The 16220-nt window shown below is 54.5% G+C and carries 20 protein-coding genes; 3 read left to right on the plus strand and 17 right to left on the minus strand.

Going from position 1 to position 16220, the window contains the following annotated elements:
* Nucleotides 1-77: 77 nt before the first annotated feature.
* From ACFQI7_RS03565 to ACFQI7_RS03580, 4 genes are all read right to left on the minus strand, one after another.
* Complete coding sequence (locus ACFQI7_RS03565; protein WP_218097445.1) at nucleotides 78-656, minus strand: DUF1273 domain-containing protein; 579 nt, start codon at nucleotides 654-656, stop codon at nucleotides 78-80.
* A gap of 193 nt (nucleotides 657-849) precedes the next feature.
* On the minus strand, nucleotides 850-1062 hold the full coding sequence (locus tag ACFQI7_RS03570; protein WP_218097444.1) for a hypothetical protein: 213 nt from the start codon (nucleotides 1060-1062) through the stop codon (nucleotides 850-852).
* Nucleotides 1063-1149: 87 nt separating this feature from the next.
* A complete protein-coding gene (locus ACFQI7_RS03575) occupies nucleotides 1150-1308 on the minus strand; it encodes a hypothetical protein (protein WP_218097443.1) in 159 nt (52 codons plus the stop codon).
* Nucleotides 1309-1450: 142 nt separating this feature from the next.
* On the minus strand, nucleotides 1451-2014 hold the full coding sequence (locus tag ACFQI7_RS03580; protein WP_218097442.1) for a biotin transporter BioY: 564 nt from the start codon (nucleotides 2012-2014) through the stop codon (nucleotides 1451-1453).
* 93 nt (nucleotides 2015-2107) lie between these two features.
* Here ACFQI7_RS03580 and ACFQI7_RS03585 point away from each other — a divergent pair, with 93 nt between their 5' ends.
* Together ACFQI7_RS03585 and ACFQI7_RS03590 are read left to right on the plus strand one after the other, a co-directional pair.
* Complete coding sequence (locus ACFQI7_RS03585; RefSeq protein ID WP_218097441.1) at nucleotides 2108-2947, plus strand: energy-coupling factor ABC transporter ATP-binding protein; 840 nt, start codon at nucleotides 2108-2110, stop codon at nucleotides 2945-2947.
* Nucleotides 2944-4755 (plus strand): ATP-binding cassette domain-containing protein, encoded by a 1812-nt coding sequence (locus tag ACFQI7_RS03590; RefSeq protein ID WP_218097440.1) that lies wholly within the window; start codon nucleotides 2944-2946, stop codon nucleotides 4753-4755. The genes ACFQI7_RS03585 and ACFQI7_RS03590 overlap by 4 nt, the downstream gene beginning before the upstream one ends.
* 90 nt (nucleotides 4756-4845) lie before the next feature.
* Here the strand turns inward: ACFQI7_RS03590 and ACFQI7_RS03595 are convergent, their stop codons facing one another.
* The 9 genes from ACFQI7_RS03595 to fabF form a co-directional block, all read right to left on the minus strand.
* On the minus strand, nucleotides 4846-5124 hold the full coding sequence (locus ACFQI7_RS03595) for a DUF1294 domain-containing protein (RefSeq protein WP_218097439.1): 279 nt from the start codon (nucleotides 5122-5124) through the stop codon (nucleotides 4846-4848).
* Between the two features lie 183 nt (nucleotides 5125-5307).
* Nucleotides 5308-5442: a hypothetical protein gene (locus ACFQI7_RS03600; protein ID WP_268966807.1), complete on the minus strand. Its 135-nt coding sequence runs from the start codon at nucleotides 5440-5442 to the stop codon at nucleotides 5308-5310.
* 116 nt (nucleotides 5443-5558) lie between these two features.
* The gene (locus ACFQI7_RS03605; protein ID WP_218097438.1) at nucleotides 5559-6791 is read right to left on the minus strand and encodes an aminopeptidase; all 1233 of its coding nucleotides are present in this window, start codon (nucleotides 6789-6791) and stop codon (nucleotides 5559-5561) included.
* A 161-nt stretch (nucleotides 6792-6952) separates the two neighbouring features.
* Complete coding sequence (locus ACFQI7_RS03610) at nucleotides 6953-7513, minus strand: peroxiredoxin (RefSeq protein ID WP_218097437.1); 561 nt, start codon at nucleotides 7511-7513, stop codon at nucleotides 6953-6955.
* Nucleotides 7514-7546: 33 nt separating this feature from the next.
* Complete coding sequence (locus tag ACFQI7_RS03615; RefSeq protein ID WP_218097436.1) at nucleotides 7547-7789, minus strand: glutaredoxin family protein; 243 nt, start codon at nucleotides 7787-7789, stop codon at nucleotides 7547-7549.
* Between the two features lie 17 nt (nucleotides 7790-7806).
* Entirely contained in the window at nucleotides 7807-8739 is a 933-nt protein-coding gene (locus tag ACFQI7_RS03620; RefSeq protein WP_377516622.1) for an NAD(P)/FAD-dependent oxidoreductase, read from the minus strand.
* Nucleotides 8740-8890: 151 nt separating this feature from the next.
* Entirely contained in the window at nucleotides 8891-9619 is a 729-nt protein-coding gene (locus tag ACFQI7_RS03625; RefSeq protein WP_218097434.1) for a winged helix-turn-helix transcriptional regulator, read from the minus strand.
* Complete coding sequence (locus tag ACFQI7_RS03630) at nucleotides 9598-9993, minus strand: Fur family transcriptional regulator (protein WP_218097433.1); 396 nt, start codon at nucleotides 9991-9993, stop codon at nucleotides 9598-9600. Before ACFQI7_RS03630 ends, ACFQI7_RS03625 begins: the two co-directional genes overlap by 22 nt.
* A 191-nt stretch (nucleotides 9994-10184) precedes the next feature.
* A complete protein-coding gene (gene fabF, locus ACFQI7_RS03635) occupies nucleotides 10185-11423 on the minus strand; it encodes a beta-ketoacyl-ACP synthase II (RefSeq protein ID WP_218097432.1) in 1239 nt (412 codons plus the stop codon).
* A 125-nt stretch (nucleotides 11424-11548) separates the two neighbouring features.
* On the opposite strand from fabF, the gene ACFQI7_RS03640 reads away from it, so the two are divergent.
* Nucleotides 11549-12400 carry a helix-turn-helix transcriptional regulator gene (locus ACFQI7_RS03640; protein ID WP_218097431.1) on the plus strand — a complete coding sequence of 284 codons (852 nt, stop codon included), beginning with the start codon at nucleotides 11549-11551 and terminating at the stop codon, nucleotides 12398-12400.
* On the opposite strand, the gene ACFQI7_RS03645 is transcribed toward ACFQI7_RS03640, so the two are convergent.
* From ACFQI7_RS03645 to ACFQI7_RS03660, 4 genes are all read right to left on the minus strand, one after another.
* Complete coding sequence (locus tag ACFQI7_RS03645) at nucleotides 12325-13008, minus strand: VOC family protein (protein ID WP_218097430.1); 684 nt, start codon at nucleotides 13006-13008, stop codon at nucleotides 12325-12327. The two genes, ACFQI7_RS03640 and ACFQI7_RS03645, sit on opposite strands and share 76 nt — an antisense overlap.
* A gap of 46 nt (nucleotides 13009-13054) precedes the next feature.
* Nucleotides 13055-13630 carry an NADPH-dependent FMN reductase gene (locus ACFQI7_RS03650; RefSeq protein WP_218097429.1) on the minus strand — a complete coding sequence of 192 codons (576 nt, stop codon included), beginning with the start codon at nucleotides 13628-13630 and terminating at the stop codon, nucleotides 13055-13057.
* Between the two features lie 161 nt (nucleotides 13631-13791).
* Entirely contained in the window at nucleotides 13792-14463 is a 672-nt protein-coding gene (locus ACFQI7_RS03655) for a response regulator (protein ID WP_218097428.1), read from the minus strand.
* 13 nt (nucleotides 14464-14476) lie between these two features.
* Entirely contained in the window at nucleotides 14477-16189 is a 1713-nt protein-coding gene (locus tag ACFQI7_RS03660; protein ID WP_218097427.1) for a GAF domain-containing sensor histidine kinase, read from the minus strand.
* Nucleotides 16190-16220 lie beyond the last annotated feature (31 nt).

Genomic DNA, 16220 nt, shown 5'->3' on the forward strand with positions numbered 1-16220 from the left:
GGGCTCCCAATCCAGCTGGCAAGAAAATGCCGCCCCAGGACATATGTTTGACCGCCTCTCAGCGCCGACCCATCGGGTTAACTATACCCGTGTTCATCGAAGCCGCTATCCTCCGCCTGCCTTTCATCGTCCGCAAGCTCCTGAAGGTCGAAGGCGGTAATACTGACGATGGGATACGATTGCGAACCTGCCTGCTGCAGCGCGAGTTCCCTTATAAATTTCGGCGAGCCTTCCTTTTCATCGTCGTACAACAGCAGCAGCGCATCCGAATTGCGCAGTAAAAATTTATTTTTTTCTTTAAACTGCCACGGGCCTACATATTTGCTCTTCGTTACGCTGTTTACATAGTCCGCGCGCTGTATGATTTGCCGATAGTACGTCTGCTTCTCTTCGCTCCACTGCTCGTCCTGCTCAAGAAAAGGCGTAATGACCGCCAGACGGAGCTGTCCGTACGTTTCCTTCAGCTCCAACGCCGCTTCCGCCGCCCACAGCTCGACGCCCCATTGTCCGCTCACAATGACCCATTCCAAGCCGTCGTCCAGCATGGCGACAAGCTTCTTCTTGATCGCTTTTTTGATAATGCCGATTCCCGGATGCTTCAACGAGAAAATGCCAAGCTCACTCGCTTTGTATCCCGTGACAAGCACTCTTTCCATGCGCTGCACTCCTTGTCCACTGCTATGGAACAGGGTATCATACATTGTGAAGTAAAGAAAGCGCTGCGGAGACGAAAAAAACGAGGGCAAGCATCCCTCGTTTCCTTTTTCAGCGAACACCGGAAAAACACGCCTTGTTTCCAGTTCCGGGCTGAGCAAGACGCCCAGCTACAAACCGACTCCTATACAATTGCTAATCTTCGTAACGGTCGTATCGGCCGTCGATTTCTTTCGCCATGCGGCGGTACGCCTTCGTCTCTACCGCGATTGGATCAAACGCTGTCCGGATACGGATTTCGGTTTTGAACGGCAGCTTTTTTTTCACCGCCTGCTCTTTGGGCACCGTCTCCATCTCGCCTTCGGACAACAATTCGGCCAGTTTTTCTTCGACTTCTCTCGGTTCCATTCGAGTTCATCCCATCGTTTCTATAATTTCCCGTAATCATCGGTTTCGTGCGCTTGTCATGCTCGTGTTATGCGCGTCTAGTACCGCTTATCCCCACATATTTTGTCCTTCGGTTTCCTGGATGGCGCCGTCCTCCGTCAAATCGACGTGCGTATGATCGTCATCGTTTACCCGCAATCCATGGCGTTCATGTGCCTGCGTATCCTCGTTGCCGTTCGGTTCTTTGCTCTGCTGTTGATTTGGCATATTCATCCCTCCTCCGTTTATGCCTTATCGTTTCCCGATTGGCGAGAATCATTCGGACGGAGCTGGTTTGTTTGCAGGATAGGAGCGGCAACGCTCCATACCTCCGGTTATGCTGCCGCTTTGCTTCTGGCGTGCGCCATCTCTAACCGGTAATGCGGGAGAGCGGAAATACGCGGCGAATCGGAATGGTTACGAGCGCGGCTACGGCGGCTTTCACCGCGTCTCCCGGCAAAAACGGAGTGCAGCTAAGGGCAAAAGCTTTCTGCAGCGGCATCCCGGAAGTATGTGCGAACCAAGGCACCCCGGTGACGTACAGCAGCAGCGATCCGAACAGCTCCAGTGTTAAAAACAACAGCACGACAGCGACCGGACCGCTGCCCTTAATCCGCTTCGAGACGAGACCGATGAGCAAAGCGGCGAACGGATACATCCAAATGAACCCGCCGGTCGGTCCGAGTACGAGCGGCAATCCCCCGCTTCCGTGCAGCAGCGGTAGTCCGAGAGCGGTCAGTACGATGACGAGCGCGATGGCGATGAATCCGTAAAGCGGCCCCAAAAGTACGCCGGTAATCATAATGACAAAGTTTTGCAGCGAAATCGGAATCGGCGAAAAACCCAAATGAATGTTTAAATAGCTGGAAACGATAAGCAGTGCGGCAAACAAGGCACTAAAAACAATGCCCTTAACCGTGATTTTTGTTTTCATTGCAATTACTCCTTTTATTTGTTAACCTAATATCGTCATCGGCAGTTGACATTTTATCACAACGAACCTGATTTAGAAAAGAGTATATTTCAAATGAACTCATTTTGTGATCCCATGATCGATTTAAACGACATTGCGGTTACGTACGGGGCGGAAGATCAAACGAAATCGGCGCTTCTCTCCATTCGTTTATCCATTGAATCAGGGGAATGGATTGCCATCGTCGGATCTAACGGTTGCGGCAAGAGCACGCTTGCAAAGGTGATCGCCGGATTGATACGACCTAGCAGCGGTCATATGATCTGCCATGCGGAAAGCAGCCCGGCTGTCCAGCTTGTGTTTCAAAATCCGGAAACGCAAATCGTACGCGAAACGGTGTACGAGGATATATGCTTCGGTCTGGAAAATTTCGGCATACCGCAGGAAAGGATCGAGCTGCGCGCTATGGACGCGCTCCGGCGCGTCGGACTGGACGGGCGCAAGTACGATCGCACGGCTACGCTGTCCGGTGGACAAAAGCAGCTGCTGAATATTGCCGGGTGTTTGGCGTTAAACCCTTCGGTGTACGTATTCGACGAATCCACATCGATGCTTGACCCGCTATCGCGCCAAAGCGTACTCCACGTTGTGCGAGAGCTTCATCGGCAAGGACGGACGATCGTCTGGATTACGCAGCTGCTCGACGAGCTCGCCTGGTGCGACCGAGTCATCGGCATGGAAGAAGGGACCATCGTGTTCGACGGGAGCAAGCAGTCGTTCTTTTATGGCGATGAGGCTTCGTGGGATAGATCGGCGCCAAATCCTTGCGATCGATTAGGCTTCGTCCCGCCGTTCACGGTGCAAACGGCCCGTGTGCTGCTGGCATCGGGGTATGCCCTCCGGCCGCTCCCGGTTTCACCCGATGAGCTAAGCAAGGCGGTGGGCGCATTATGATGATCCGTATGGACGGCGTGACCGTGTACCCGCCACAGCACCATGCGCCGGATCGTCCGCTGCTGCATAGCATCGACACGTCTTTTGAGGCCGGCACCATTACCTTGCTGGCTGGACGAAGCGGCTCGGGCAAAAGCACGTTACTTCATACTTTAGCCGGACTCATTCCGATGGCACAAGGCGGCATACGGTACGGGGATATCCCGCTGTGGACGGAGAAGCAGCGGATTCATCCGCAAGCCTGTGCATCCGTCGGCATCGCCTTTCAGTATCCGGAACGCCAGCTGTTCGCGGAAAATGTCCGCAAGGAGCTGGCCTATTCCCTGCGCCCTTTGCGGTGGTCCAAGCAGGACAAGGAACGGGCGACAGCGGAAGCGCTGCAGTCGGTGAATCTTCCTCTGTCCATTCTGGATGAGCCGGTTTTATCGCTTTCGGAGGGCACCAAGCGAAAAGTCGCCTTCGCCGCGACCGTCATCGGCAAGCCGCAATGGCTGCTGCTGGATGAACCGACTTCGGGAATGGACTCGAAGGGCATTCAGCCGCTTCTCCGGCTGCTGCAAGCCCATAGCGCCGCGGGAGGCGGCGTTATCGTCGCCAGCCACGACCTGGAGACGTTCTTGCCGATCGCCGATCGCGTCATCTTGTTGAAGGCCGGCGCGATGGCCGCGGATCTTACGCCGCAGCAGTGCTGCGATGCGCCGGAGCTGCTGGCCCGCGCCGAGGTGGGCTGGCCGGAGCAAGTACGGCTGACTGCGGCGCTGCGAGCGCATGGCTTTCCCGTCGGCAGCTGTGCGCTGACGCCGGAAGAAGCGGCTGCCGCCATCATAGAGCGGCTGCGCTCAGCGGAAGCGGTGCCGTTCGCTGCCTCCACATCGCCCCATGCTGCAGCGAATGCTGTCTTGTCCGCCGCGGCGGCGAGTGCTGCGGAAAGAGCGGAAACCGCGGCGGCTTCGGCTTACCAACTACTCGACGCGGACATGGCATCGACGGCGTGGCCCGAGACCGGGGCCGCCGAAGCGGAAAGACTACCCACCCACAAGGGGGGTACGGATGACAAACGTGCCGAATCGTTCATCGACCGGCTGCATCCGATTGCCAAATGGATTTGCTACATATCCTTGTCCGCGGGGGTACTGATGCAGCATCATTGGACTGGCATCGCTGCGGCCGCAGCGCTATGCGCCATCATCGCGGCGGCTTCCGGCAACTCCTACCGGATTATCGGCGGCAAAGCCGTACGATTCTTTGTCATTTTTATCGTCATCTCCAGCCTGCTATCCGGTTTGCGTATCGAGCTGAGCCCGCTTCAACTCGGGTTTGAAGCCGGTCCCGCACTCGTTACGGTCAAGCTGCTGCTGCGTTACCTGCTCATTATGGCGCTCGGACTGCTGCTGATGGCGACGACAGGCGAGCAGCAGATGCAAACCGCCTTGGAGCAAGCTTTGCATCCGCTAGAGCGATTTAAGTTTCCGGCGAGGCTCGTTACGTTCGCCGCCACGCTTATGATGCGTTTTGTGACGATGCTGAACATGGAAATCGAGCGGCTGTCCCTTATTGTAACGGCGCGGGGAAAAGCGTATATCAAGCCCGGGACGATTCGGCTGCGGGATGTGCGATTGTTCTTCATTCCTCTGCTGCTCTCAATGATGAAGCATGCGGAAGACTTGGCATTCGCGCTTGAAGCTAGAGGCTATAAGACTAAAACAACCTCTGCGTATGCGGTAAAGCCGATTTCGTTTGAACTTCGGGACAACCTGACCGTCGCCGCCGGTTTCTTACTGTTGATCGTCATGTGGATTATAGGCTGAAGACACAAAGAAAAGACATGAACCCATACGAAAAAGACGCCTTCTTCCCCTTAGATCGGTGGATTGAAGGCGTCCTTGTCTACAAATCTATTATGTAAGCGGCAGCACGTATCTAATGAGCGCATAAACCGCGGCAGCATTGAATAGCAGAAGCGCCGGTATGCCTAGCTGAAACGATGTATGTTTCGTTTTATGCCGCCACACGCGCATACCGATCCAGGCTCCGAGCGCACCGCCGGCAGCGGACAACCCAAACAGTCTTCTTTCCGGGACTCTACGTCTTCCCTGTCTCGCTTTGGATTTATCGTGACCCATCAGGAAAAATACCGCCATATTCATTCCAAGCAAATAGATGAACAACAGCTTCAAATCGCAACACTCCCTCTTTTCATCTTTTTACATGCATCACGCTACGGGCGATATTGACTCCCTCCCGACGCAGGCAAACCTATGAAAAGTATAGCATAACAAAACTAGAAGCCGCCTCTTCTTCTCGTAATGAGATAAGAGACAGCTCCATGTTTAAAAACTAGATTCGAACTTACTAACGATTTAAATAGACGGACGATTCGGTTCGTGCTTGTCTTTATGATAGGTCGGTCTCGTAAATGCCTTGCTTTCGGCCGCGTTATTCGCTTCTGCAGCCATCGACTGCATTTTTTGCTTCATACTTTTGCCTTTCGCCATTTGAAGGACCTCCTGGTGTATAGGGTATGAAGGTTTGAATGAGGAACGGTTATAGTATGCCACGGCCGACCGGGAACTATTTCAGCATAGTGCAGGTTATCATTACAAACTCGCCGCTATAAAGCCCAGTTTCCTTTGCGAAATACCGGTTCAAGCGTGCCGTCCGCCAGCTCTCCGTCAATATCCAGTTCGGCCGATCCGACCATGAAGTCGGCATGTGTCAAGCTTACATTGGCGCCGCGCGCTACGAGCTGCTCTTTGCTCATCTTTGTCCCATTTGTCAAATTCACCGGATAAGCGCTGCCTACAGCGAAATGGCAGGAAGCATTCTCATCAACGCCCGTATTGTAAAAAATGCGCTTCATATTGGAGATCGGCGAATTGTGCGGCACCAGGGCAATCTCTCCCAAATATTTGGCTCCCTCGTCGGTGTCCAGCAACGACTTCAAGTGCTCTTTTCCAATCTCAGCTGTATAATCCACCACTCTTCCTTGGCTGAACGTCAGCGAGAACTTATCGACGAGTCTCCCGTTCAGGTTGAGCGGCATCGTACTTGTCACCGTTCCATTGACTCCCTCGCGATGCGGCATTGTATACACTTCTTCGGTCGGCATATTCGCCACAAAGTATACGCCGCGCTCATTCGTATCGCCGCCTCCGAGCCATAGATGCCCTTCCGGAAGCTCGACGCTTAAATCGGTACCCGGCGCTTTATAATGAAGCCGTTTATACTTTTTGCCGTTTAACACGTTCTGAACGTCTTTCAGCTTGCGAATATGGTCTCGCCACGCGGCCACGGGATCATTTGCATACACCCGGTTCATCTGAAAAATCGTATCCCACATGGTGGCGATGCGTTCTTCTTTCGGCAGTTCGGGAAATACTTTCGCCGCCCACGCTTCAGTCGGCGCCTTGACCAGACACCAGCTAAAGTTATTGTTTCTTACATAAGCCTGGTACTTTTGCCTTGCCAAAGCCATCGCTTTCGTTGCCGTCGCCACTTTGGCCGAATCGATTCCCTGGAACAAATCCGGATTCGGTACTTTTATATTGAGAAGCGCTCCGCCCTCTTCCGCCAACTGCTCCATCATTCGAGCCGTCCATTCGGGATAATATGTAAAAGAATCGCCCGGAGCATATTCATACCTGGCGCGGGTGACCCCTTCATCGTCCCACTGCACTTGCACATATTTGGCTCCGGCTTCATACGCTTTTTGAACGAGCAGTCGGGTAAGTGCAACCGTTTCAATCGGCGATTCGATAAACAGCACCTGACCGGGCTGAATATTGACGCCCACCCGAATGAGCAGCTCCGCATATTTGCTCAAATTGGTTTCAAACGCATTCATATTTGTAGTCCTTTCCTGTGAAGTCTCTGGTTTGACAATTGCATTTAGAATCAAGCAACTACCGCAATTATATTCCATACCCATGGCTTTTTTCCTTCTTCGCGCGAAAAAAAGGAGCCCCCGCTGCATACAGCATACAGGGACTCTCCGTTCCAAACCTATTAGCCTAATGTTTTCTCGCCGGGTTTCCAGTTGGCCGGGCATAATCCGCCCGCTTGCAGCGCTTGAAGAATGCGAAGCGTTTCGTCCACACTGCGGCCGACGTTCATATCGGTCACTACTTGGTAGCGTACGATCCCATCCGGATCGATGATGAACAGTCCGCGGTGCGCCGCTCCGGTCGCTTCGTCCAGTATGCCGTATTTCGCGGCGGTTTCTTTCTTAAAGTCGGAAACGATCGGATAGCGGATGGCACCGATGCCTTGCTGGTCTCTTGGCGTTTGGATCCATGCGCGGTGCGTATACACGCTGTCCACAGACGCGCCTATAATGTCGCAGTCCAGGTCCTGGAACGCGTCGTAATGATCGCTGAATGCAATGATCTCTGTCGGGCAAACATAAGTAAAGTCATACGGCCAGAAAAATAAAATCAGCCATCGGCCGCGGTAATCCTCCAGCGACACGTTTTCTTCAAACGTCTGCAAGTTTTTGGTCGACGGCAAGCTGAAGCTTGGCGCTTGAAGCCCTATCTTTACGATTTCCGCTGCTGCTGTAGTTGTCATAATATGTTCCTCCTTGGATTCATGTAATATGAGTTAAACGGCCAACGCTTTCTTAATGCGTGTCGGATTCAAGCCCAAAATGGTCATTTCGCCGATGACGGTAACCGGAACCGAACTCATTCCGAGAGCGCGCAGTTCGTCGGCATGCGCTTCGTTCGTATCGATGTTTCTTTCTTCGAACGTTACATTTTGCTCGGTCAAATATTTTTTCAGCTGCGCGCAATACGTGCACGTGGTGCTGGAGTAAACGATGGCTTGCGTTTTTACGTTAGACATATGGATGCTCTCCTTCGTTATTTATATTGCGGGATCGCATGCTCCCGGCGATGAATGAATTTATCTGCCGCCATCGCGGCTATGGCGCCATCCGCTGCGGCAACGACGGCTTGCTTTACCGGCGTGCGGCGTACTTCGCCGGCTCCGAATACACCTGGAACCACGGACTGCATCAATTCGTCCAGTACCATATACCCTTCGGAATCCAGCGGTACTTGCCCTTCCAGGAGATCGGTTCCCGGTTTGCTTCCCGACAAGAAGATGAATACGCCGTCGACATCGACAATTTCTTCTTCGCCTGAAGCCGTTTTGATGCGCAATCCTTGCACCCGGTCTTCGCCGATAATTTCCAGAGGCCGCGTCCGGAATCGGACTTCCGAGTTCGCCAGCTCCGGAATGGTCCGCACTCCCTGCAGTTCGGAACGCGGAATAATGAAATTAATTTTTGAAACAATACGGCTTAAGGCGAGCACTTCATCCAGCGCCTCCTCCGAGTCGCCGATGACGGCCACTGCTTTGCCCGCATAAAACGCGCCGTCGCATGTCGTGCACGTGCTGACACCTTTGCCAAGCAGCCGCTCTTCCCCCGGAAGCATCCGGTTGCGGCCTTTCGAGCCGGTCGCGACGATAACCGCTCTGGCTTCGAACATGCCGTCCGCCGTAAAGACGTATTTCGTCTCCCCTTCAAGGTCGACTGCCGTAATGGTCGTATGTTTGAACTCGGCGCCATAGCTGCGCCCCTGGTCACGGATACGTTCGAGCAGCTGCGTTCCGGTCAGCTCTTCGCGAACGCCGGGATAATTCGCGATTTTATGCGTCAAAGCAAGCGCGCCGGCGTTCGGGGCTTTATCCAGAACCAAGGTGGTCAGCTGCCCTCTTGCGGTATACACCGCGGCTGAAGCGCCTGCAGGACCACCCCCGATAATGATTACATCGTACATAGACTGCATCGCTCCTTCCTTCTATTTTATATTTAGACTAGTTCTAAACTCTGAATATAGAATAACACGGCCTTCCGAGTGGTTCATGAAGACCGAGTGAAGGAATAATGAAGATTTCATGAAGCTATGCTATATCGTTTGTTTATCTAAATGCACTAGATTACGCGTCGGCTAAGCGGTAGCCTATCCCGCGCACGGTCGCGATATATTTCGGTTGTTTCGGATTGTCATTCAATTTATGGCGCAAGCTCTTCATATGAACGTCGATCGTGTTGCTGCCGCCAAAGTAATTTTCTCCCCAAATGCGGTCCATCAAAGATTGCCGGGAAAGGACGGCTCCTTCCGCTTCGATGATCGCGAGCAGCAGATCGAACTCCGTTTTGGTCAAGTCAACGCGGTTCAAGCCGATGAAGCATGTCAATCGCTTCAAATCGAGCCGCAGATCTTTGAAGCTCCATTCGCCGGCTTCCTTCTCCGGTGTCCGTTGTCCCGCCTGCGCTCTCAGCATCGACTGAATACGCGGTAAAAATTGCGCGCGCCGTGACGGCCACTGCATCGTTTGCTCCCGGTTCGCTCCGGCGCCGTTCCCGTCTACAAGAAACAAAGACGGGGCTCCTTGCGGGACGGCTATCGCGTCCAGAGCCGCCCCATGGTCTTTTGTCAAATCGAAGATGACCAGATCGGGCGAAAGCTTCGATAAGGACAGCGAATTAAGATGGCGGAACACAAGAACATCATAGCAGCCCAAGGTCAGCTCCTGAATCAACTCCGTCAATGCCGACGGGTACGGGCTTACAATGACGATGCGGTTTGTCGTCTCGCAAAACTCGCCGTAAGGCAGCGTGTCGCTCGATACAGAATCAACACTTACTTGTTCCGTTCTTTGCATGCCGGGCACACTCCTTTGAACAATATATGTTCTTCCTCAACGGTAAAACCGGTTTCTTCCGCCACCGCCCGCAGCCATTCCGGCGAGAGCGTCGTGAACACTTCTTCGACTTTGCCGCAGACGCGGCACACGATATGCTGATGATCCTCAACCCGCGCATCGTAACGGCTGGCGTCGCCTTCCAGCTTCAATTCGCGAATGAGGCCGGCATCGGTCAAGTAACGCAAGGAGTTATAGATCGTTCCGTAAGCAAAGCTGTAGCCCCGTTCTTTCAAACGGTCGATAATGTCGGCGGCGCTTGGATGATCCGGGCTATCCATTACAACGTCAAAGATTGCTTTACGTTGGACGGTAAGCTGTCCTTTTCTCGTCATGATGTCGCACCTCCATTTTAATATTTAGATTAAGTATAATATTAGAATCATTATAAATCAAGAATCATTCTGAAATAGCAAAGCCTATCCGCGGCGGCCTTCCTAGCGCCAAACTTCCCTTATAACAAAACAGGCTTCTCGCTTTACATCAGCGAGAAGCCTGTTTTCATCCATTCGTTCCGTACCGAGTCTCATTCGTTATATTTTTTCAAGACGATAACTGCATTATGCCCGCCAAAACCAAATGAATTGGATATGCCGATCTGCACATCGGAATACCGGGCTTTATTCGGCACATAGTCCAGATCGCAATCCGAATCCGCTTCCTCCAGGTTGATCGTTGGTGGTATGATGCCTTCCTGCAAGCTTTTGACAAGCGCGATCGCTTCAGCTCCGCCGGACGCCCCCAGCATATGTCCCGTCATCGACTTATTCGCTGTCACGGGAATGCCGTAGGCATGCTCGCCGAACAGCTTCTTGACGGCAAGCGTCTCCGACTTGTCCCCGACATCGGTGCTTGTCGCGTGCGCGCTGATGACATCGACTTCATGCGGCTGAATGCCGGCCTCCGTCAGTGCGGATTTCATGGCCAAGTAAGCGCCGAAACCTTCCGGATGGGTGGCAACGATATGATAGGCGTCCGAACTTGCCCCGTATCCGATCACTTCCGCGTAAATCTTGGCGTTTCTGCGCTTTGCATGGGACAGCGATTCCAGCACGAGAATGCCTGCCCCTTCCGCCATCACAAAGCCGTCACGGTGTGCGTCAAACGGGCGGCTTGCCCGGGTAGGCTCCTCGTTTCTCGTCGATAAGGCGGTCGCGTTGCCGAAGCTGGCTAACGAAATGTCCGTTAACGCCGCCTCCGCCCCGCCGGCCAAGATGACATCGGCCCCGCCGTAGCGAATAAGCCGCATCGCCTCCCCGATCGCCGTATTGCCGATAGAGCATGCCGTTACCGGCGATAAGGTCGGCCCGTACGCGCTGAACCTCATGCTGATCATCGCTGCGGCCATATTGGATATCATCATCGGCACGAGCGTAGGACTGACCCGGTCAGGGCCGCGATCGCGCAGCACCGAATGCTGCTCAAGCAAAGTCTGTATCCCGCCGATGCCGGATCCGACGTACACGCCCATCCGTTCCCGATTTACCTCCGCTTGCAAAAGCCCGGCGTCGTCCATCGCCTGTTCCGCGGCGGCAACGGCGTATTGGCAAAACCGGTCCATCCGACGCGCTTCTTTGCGTCCGAATCGCGCATCGGCGTCAAAATCGCGGACCAGCCCGGCGATTTTGGATTTATGCTTCGACGTATCGAACGTATCGATCAGCGAAATGCCTGATTCTCCCCGAATCAAGCCGGACCAAAACGCCGCTGTATCATTTCCGAGCGGCGAAATAATGCCCATGCCTGTAATCACTACCCGTTCCATACGTATTTCCTCCTCTGAAACTCGTTATGGAAATCATCATGTCATATTCGTTATCCTATTACAAGTTGTAGTTTATCATAGTATAATGAATACTACGATATCGGCGATGGAAAGGATGCGAGGATATGAATCACCAGACGCGTCTCCAGGCATTATCCGCTTTTTTGAAGGCGCAGCGCGCCAAAGTGCTCCCCCAATCCGTCGGCTTGCCCGAAGGAACTCGCCGCAGAACGCCGGGTCTTCGTAGGGAAGAAGTCGCCCAATTGGCTGGGGTAAGCCCTACCTGGTATACATGGCTTGAGCAAGGTCGGGACATCCGGGTATCGGTATCCGTTCTGGATTGCATCGCCACCGCTTTGCAGCTTACGGTAGATGAACGTAAATATTTGTACGCCTTGGCAATGGAGACAAGCCCCGGTACCGGCATCTCGAAAGAGGAACAGCCTCAGATCAGTCCGTCGTTAGCCAAAATATTGCAAGAACTCAAGTTTTGTCCGACAATCATATCCGACCGTCGCTGTCAAATCGTTGGCTGGAACAAGGCGGCAGCCCATGTTTTTCTCGATTTCGATCAAATTCCGCCTGAGGAGCGCAACATGATCCGGCTGCTGTTTACAAGGAAGGAAATCCAGCGGCTTGCTGTCAATTGGGAGCATTTCGCCAGCGGGTTTCTTGCGATCTTCCGCGCCTATTACGGACAATATGTCGAGGATGAATGGTACGAGGGATTTCTTGAGGAAATGGGCGGAGTTCACTCTGATTTCAACCGGCTGTGGGAAGACAGCAAGGTAAGCTCCGCTCCTGAAGTTTTGCTTGAATTTCGTCATGCCAAAGCGGGGAAAATGCTGTTCCAGCTTACGTCGCTGCAAGTTCACGGCAATACCGACTTGCGCTGCAGCATTTATACGCCGGCGCCCGATTCCCCGACGGAATCGAAGCTGAAGCAGTTGATGGAACGCGAACAGCCGCCGGGGTAAGGTCGCCCCTTCACCTTCATCGTTCTAATATTGCATTCTTTTCTGCCCACGGACGATACGATTGCATGTGCCGTTCCGCCAACGACAAAATTGAAGGTGTCCGATTCTTCTTTTGTCCTTAAATGCAATGTGCTCTTGAGCCACTCGCGGAAGCCGGTCACATCATCTGCGGGAAACCCGACTTCCCGCAAATATATAACGTTCAAAGCGCCATGGGGAGCAAGCACGTCTTCCCGAATGTACGAATGGGAGATGATTTCCAGCAAATGGCCGTCACCATCGCGAAAATAAATGTTTTTGCCGCCCTCGAACGAATGGACCTCCCTGCCGTCGGCCCATCGGGCAATGAGAAGCATTTGATTCCGAATGACGCGGACGACCGCGTCGAATTGCGAGTACGGCACCTCAAAGGCGATGTGCGCCGGAGAAATCGGTTCATACACCTCCCGAAACGTCAGTGTAACATGTGGCGTCGGCTGAAAACGGATGAAGCCGCCGGATTCGTCTACGACCGGAAATCCGAGCTGATTGCGATAAACTTGTTTGACTCCTTCGATAGACACCGTATTTAACTCCAATTCCGCAAAATGCGTAATCACGACGTTCACGACTTTTCGCTCTTCACCAAGATGGCTGTTCCCTTTTTTTATCGCATCATAAGGGGGCAGGGGAACCGGGATTGCCTTTGCCCCGAAGAAGTGCAGTGAGCTCGAGAAACGATCGCAGCACGCGATGAATGCGGTCGTCGATTTCTTGCCCCACCTCGTAGCTGTCCTGTCCCGCCTCGAAGAAGCGGCGCTGCGATCCCCCGATGGAGATCCATTCCGGGCAGTTGATCCCGTGCAAATTACGGACAATCGCCTGCATCTGCTGGAGCGAGCTTACGCCGACCGCACCGCCGGAGGAACTGACGGAAAGCACCGGCTTGCCGCCGAAATGTTCCGATCCGAGATGATCGAGCGCGTTTTTCAATACGCCCGATACACTCCCGTGGTATTCCGGTGTGGCGAGAACGACGGCATCGGCGGCTTTGAGCAATTGTTTCAGTTGTTTCAAGCCTGCATGCTCCTCATGCGAATCGTCCGGGGAATAAAAGGGAAGCGGCGTTCGATATAAATCGAACAAGGTCACGTGATGTCCCGCTTGTCTCATGACACGTTCCGCATATTCCGTCAGCCTCGTGCCGGTGGATGCTTTGCGGTTGCTGCCTGCGATGATTACGATGTTCATGAAAATCAATCCTTTCTGTTATCGAGATGTTCTTGGTACGTGCATTTATCGTAACGCATCGTGCGTTAGCGCACGTCGGCGAAAGGAATGATTTTGCAGCGCAAAAAACGTTCAACCAGAGGCTGAACGTTTCTACGACTTTCGACTGATATTCGGACAAATTACTCGCTAAGGCCCTGTTTGACGGCCAAAATCGCAGCCTGCGTACGGTCGGTCAAGCCCAGCTTGTCGAGCAAATGGCTGACATGCGTTTTGACCGTTTTTTCGGTAATAAACAGCGTTTCGCCGATTTCTTTATTGCTCTTGCCCTGCGCTATGAGCCTCAGCACCTCGCGCTCTCGCGGGGTCAACGTTTCCAGCGGCTCGACACCGCTGCCGGATGAAGTGGAAGCATCGTGATGCACCGAATCCGGTTCAGCGACCATGCTCATCAGCAGTCCGGCCGCTTCGGGATGCAGTTCCACCTGCCCTTGGTGTACCCGCCGTACGGCTCGGACCAATTCCTCCGGCTCGATGTCCTTCAGCAAATAGCCTCTGGCTCCGGCGCGGATGGCGGGAAGCACATGATCCTGGTCGGAGAACGAAGTAAGCACGATGACTTTAATGTTCGGATGCGACTGCTTGAGCCGTTTGGTCGCTTCGATGCCGCTCAGAACGGGCATTTTCAAATCCATTAATATGATATCGGGCTGCAAAGCTTCTGCTTTCTCAAGCGCTTCCTGCCCGCTCGCCGCTTCGCCGATTAGCTCGATCTCGGATTGCGTCGCCAGAAACACTTGCAGGCCTCTGCGCACCATCGCATGATCGTCCGCCAGCAGCAGTTTGATCGCCATGTAAACCTTCACCTCAACTGGAATAGTTTGGGGGGGAAAGCGGTATGGAAACTTCCACTGTCGTCCCCTTCCGGTACGCGCTCGTGAGCGTGAACCGGCCGCCGAGCGCTTCGGCGCGCTCCCGCATCGTCAAGAGCCCGATGGCCCCGCGGTTCGCCGAAGCCCGACGCTTGGCGATACCGCGTCCCCGGTCGGATACGCGCAATACGGCTTCATTTGGCGACAGCTCCAGCGCGATCTCGGCTTCGCCGGTGCCCGCATGCTTGCAAATGTTGTTAAGCGCTTCCTGCCCGATGCGCCACAGTGCATCCTCCACGGAGGAAGGAAGCTCCCTGACGCCGCCAAGCTGCGCATGCACATTCAAATTCAGCTTCTCGCCGTATGCTCGGAGCGCCGTCACCAGCCCTCCTTCGAGTCCTTGCGGACGAAGCTGCATAATTAACGAACGCATTTCCTTTAACGCATGGTGCGAAAGCGACTGCATCTCCTTGACCGCCGAGCGGGACAAACCCAGATCGGGGGTACGGCCGTTCAGCAAGCTTTCGACGCCTTTGGCCGTCATGGAGATCGAGAACAGCATCTGGGATACGGAATCGTGCAGATCGCGGGCCAGACGATTGCGTTCTTCCAATCGGGCCAGCTCGCGTCGGTTCTCCTCAAGACGGGCGCCCTCTACGGCAGCGGCGAGCTGCTCCCCTATCGCCTCCAGCACTTCGCCGTCGACACGGTGCAGCTCGCTCGCATTGTCATCGCCGACGACGAGCACGCCGGCAGCGCGATAACCCGCAAACGGCACCGGAGCGGCCAGCGCAGCCGACAGCTGCGGCAGCGACTGCCGCAGCTCGCCGCGGCCCGTGAGCGCCGCCGGCTCGTCGCCTGCGGCGGAGATGAACCTGCGCGCGTGCGCCGCGCTGCCGAGCCAGCCTGCAGCGTCCCTCGGCAATCGCGCGTTCGGTACCGATGTGCGGCCGTCCGAGCAGACGGCGCGCAGCACGAAATCAGCCCCGGCCGGCTCGAAGATCGCCGCGACCGGCCAATCGAAATGCGCGCCGATCAGCGCCGCCGCGCGTTCGAACAGCCGGCTCGAGCTCGCGGCGGTAGCGTCGCTTGCCGAGGCGCTCAGCGAGCGGCTGAATTCGCCGAGCCGCGCGAACAGATCGGCCCGGCGCAGTTCTCCTGCATAGAGGCGCATCCGTTCGATGGCGCCGCCGATTTGAAACGCCACCGATTGCAGCAGCGCCAGCTCCTCGTCCGTGAAATGCGATTTCCCCGGCGCGGCCACATTGAGAATGCCGATTTTGCGGTCCCCTGTCTGCAGCGGCACGGTAGCATGATGCGTGATGCCCATCGTATCGCCCCATTGATATTCCACCGCGTTCTCCAGCCGTTTGCAATTCAATATATTGACGGCGTTATGAAGCCGCCCGCTGCGGAACCGGTCGAGACACCAGCAGCTTCCGCAGCGCATCGGCTGCTTGTCGCTATGCTGCAAAGCCGGGGGAAGGCCGTAATCGGCCACGCACGCGTACACCGGATTGCCGCTTCGGCCTTGGATCAAATGGACCATTTCTTTATCGTACAAAAAAATCCATCCCGCCGTAAGACCGGTCAGCGCGAGCAGCTTTTCCAGAACCGTATTCAGCATCGGCGAAAGCTCATTCGATTGATTCAACGCTTCTGCGATCGTTTTGAGCGTGATCAGCTCGTGAACTCTCGGTTCCTTCATTTCGGTCTTTGTCTCCTTTTTTGTATGCATA

Source organism: Paenibacillus allorhizosphaerae (genome assembly GCF_042659105.1).
Lineage (GTDB): Bacteria > Bacillota > Bacilli > Paenibacillales > NBRC-103111 > Paenibacillus_G > Paenibacillus_G allorhizosphaerae.

Bases quoted from the DNA above. Each gene is read 5' to 3' on its own strand.
- ACFQI7_RS03625 (WP_218097434.1), bottom strand. From the start codon at position 9,619: ATGCAAAGAACGGAACAAGTAAGTGTTGATTCTGTATCGAGCGACACG.
- ACFQI7_RS03655 (WP_218097428.1), bottom strand. From the start codon at position 14,463: ATGGCGATCAAACTGCTGCTGGCGGACGATCATGCGATGGTGCGCAGA.
- ACFQI7_RS03565 (WP_218097445.1), bottom strand. From the start codon at position 656: ATGGAAAGAGTGCTTGTCACGGGATACAAAGCGAGTGAGCTTGGCATT.
- fabF (WP_218097432.1), bottom strand. From the start codon at position 11,423: ATGGAACGGGTAGTGATTACAGGCATGGGCATTATTTCGCCGCTCGGA.
- ACFQI7_RS03575 (WP_218097443.1), bottom strand. From the start codon at position 1,308: ATGCCAAATCAACAGCAGAGCAAAGAACCGAACGGCAACGAGGATACG.
- ACFQI7_RS03650 (WP_218097429.1), bottom strand. From the start codon at position 13,630: ATGAACATCGTAATCATCGCAGGCAGCAACCGCAAAGCATCCACCGGC.
- ACFQI7_RS03640 (WP_218097431.1), top strand. From the start codon at position 11,549: ATGAATCACCAGACGCGTCTCCAGGCATTATCCGCTTTTTTGAAGGCG.
- ACFQI7_RS03570 (WP_218097444.1), bottom strand. From the start codon at position 1,062: ATGGAACCGAGAGAAGTCGAAGAAAAACTGGCCGAATTGTTGTCCGAA.
- ACFQI7_RS03580 (WP_218097442.1), bottom strand. From the start codon at position 2,014: ATGAAAACAAAAATCACGGTTAAGGGCATTGTTTTTAGTGCCTTGTTT.
- ACFQI7_RS03600 (WP_268966807.1), bottom strand. From the start codon at position 5,442: ATGGCGAAAGGCAAAAGTATGAAGCAAAAAATGCAGTCGATGGCTGCA.
- ACFQI7_RS03590 (WP_218097440.1), top strand. From the start codon at position 2,944: ATGATGATCCGTATGGACGGCGTGACCGTGTACCCGCCACAGCACCAT.
- ACFQI7_RS03585 (WP_218097441.1), top strand. From the start codon at position 2,108: ATGAACTCATTTTGTGATCCCATGATCGATTTAAACGACATTGCGGTT.
- ACFQI7_RS03605 (WP_218097438.1), bottom strand. From the start codon at position 6,791: ATGAATGCGTTTGAAACCAATTTGAGCAAATATGCGGAGCTGCTCATT.
- ACFQI7_RS03610 (WP_218097437.1), bottom strand. From the start codon at position 7,513: ATGACAACTACAGCAGCAGCGGAAATCGTAAAGATAGGGCTTCAAGCG.
- ACFQI7_RS03630 (WP_218097433.1), bottom strand. From the start codon at position 9,993: ATGACGAGAAAAGGACAGCTTACCGTCCAACGTAAAGCAATCTTTGAC.
- ACFQI7_RS03660 (WP_218097427.1), bottom strand. From the start codon at position 16,189: ATGAAGGAACCGAGAGTTCACGAGCTGATCACGCTCAAAACGATCGCA.
- ACFQI7_RS03620 (WP_377516622.1), bottom strand. From the start codon at position 8,739: ATGCAGTCTATGTACGATGTAATCATTATCGGGGGTGGTCCTGCAGGC.
- ACFQI7_RS03615 (WP_218097436.1), bottom strand. From the start codon at position 7,789: ATGTCTAACGTAAAAACGCAAGCCATCGTTTACTCCAGCACCACGTGC.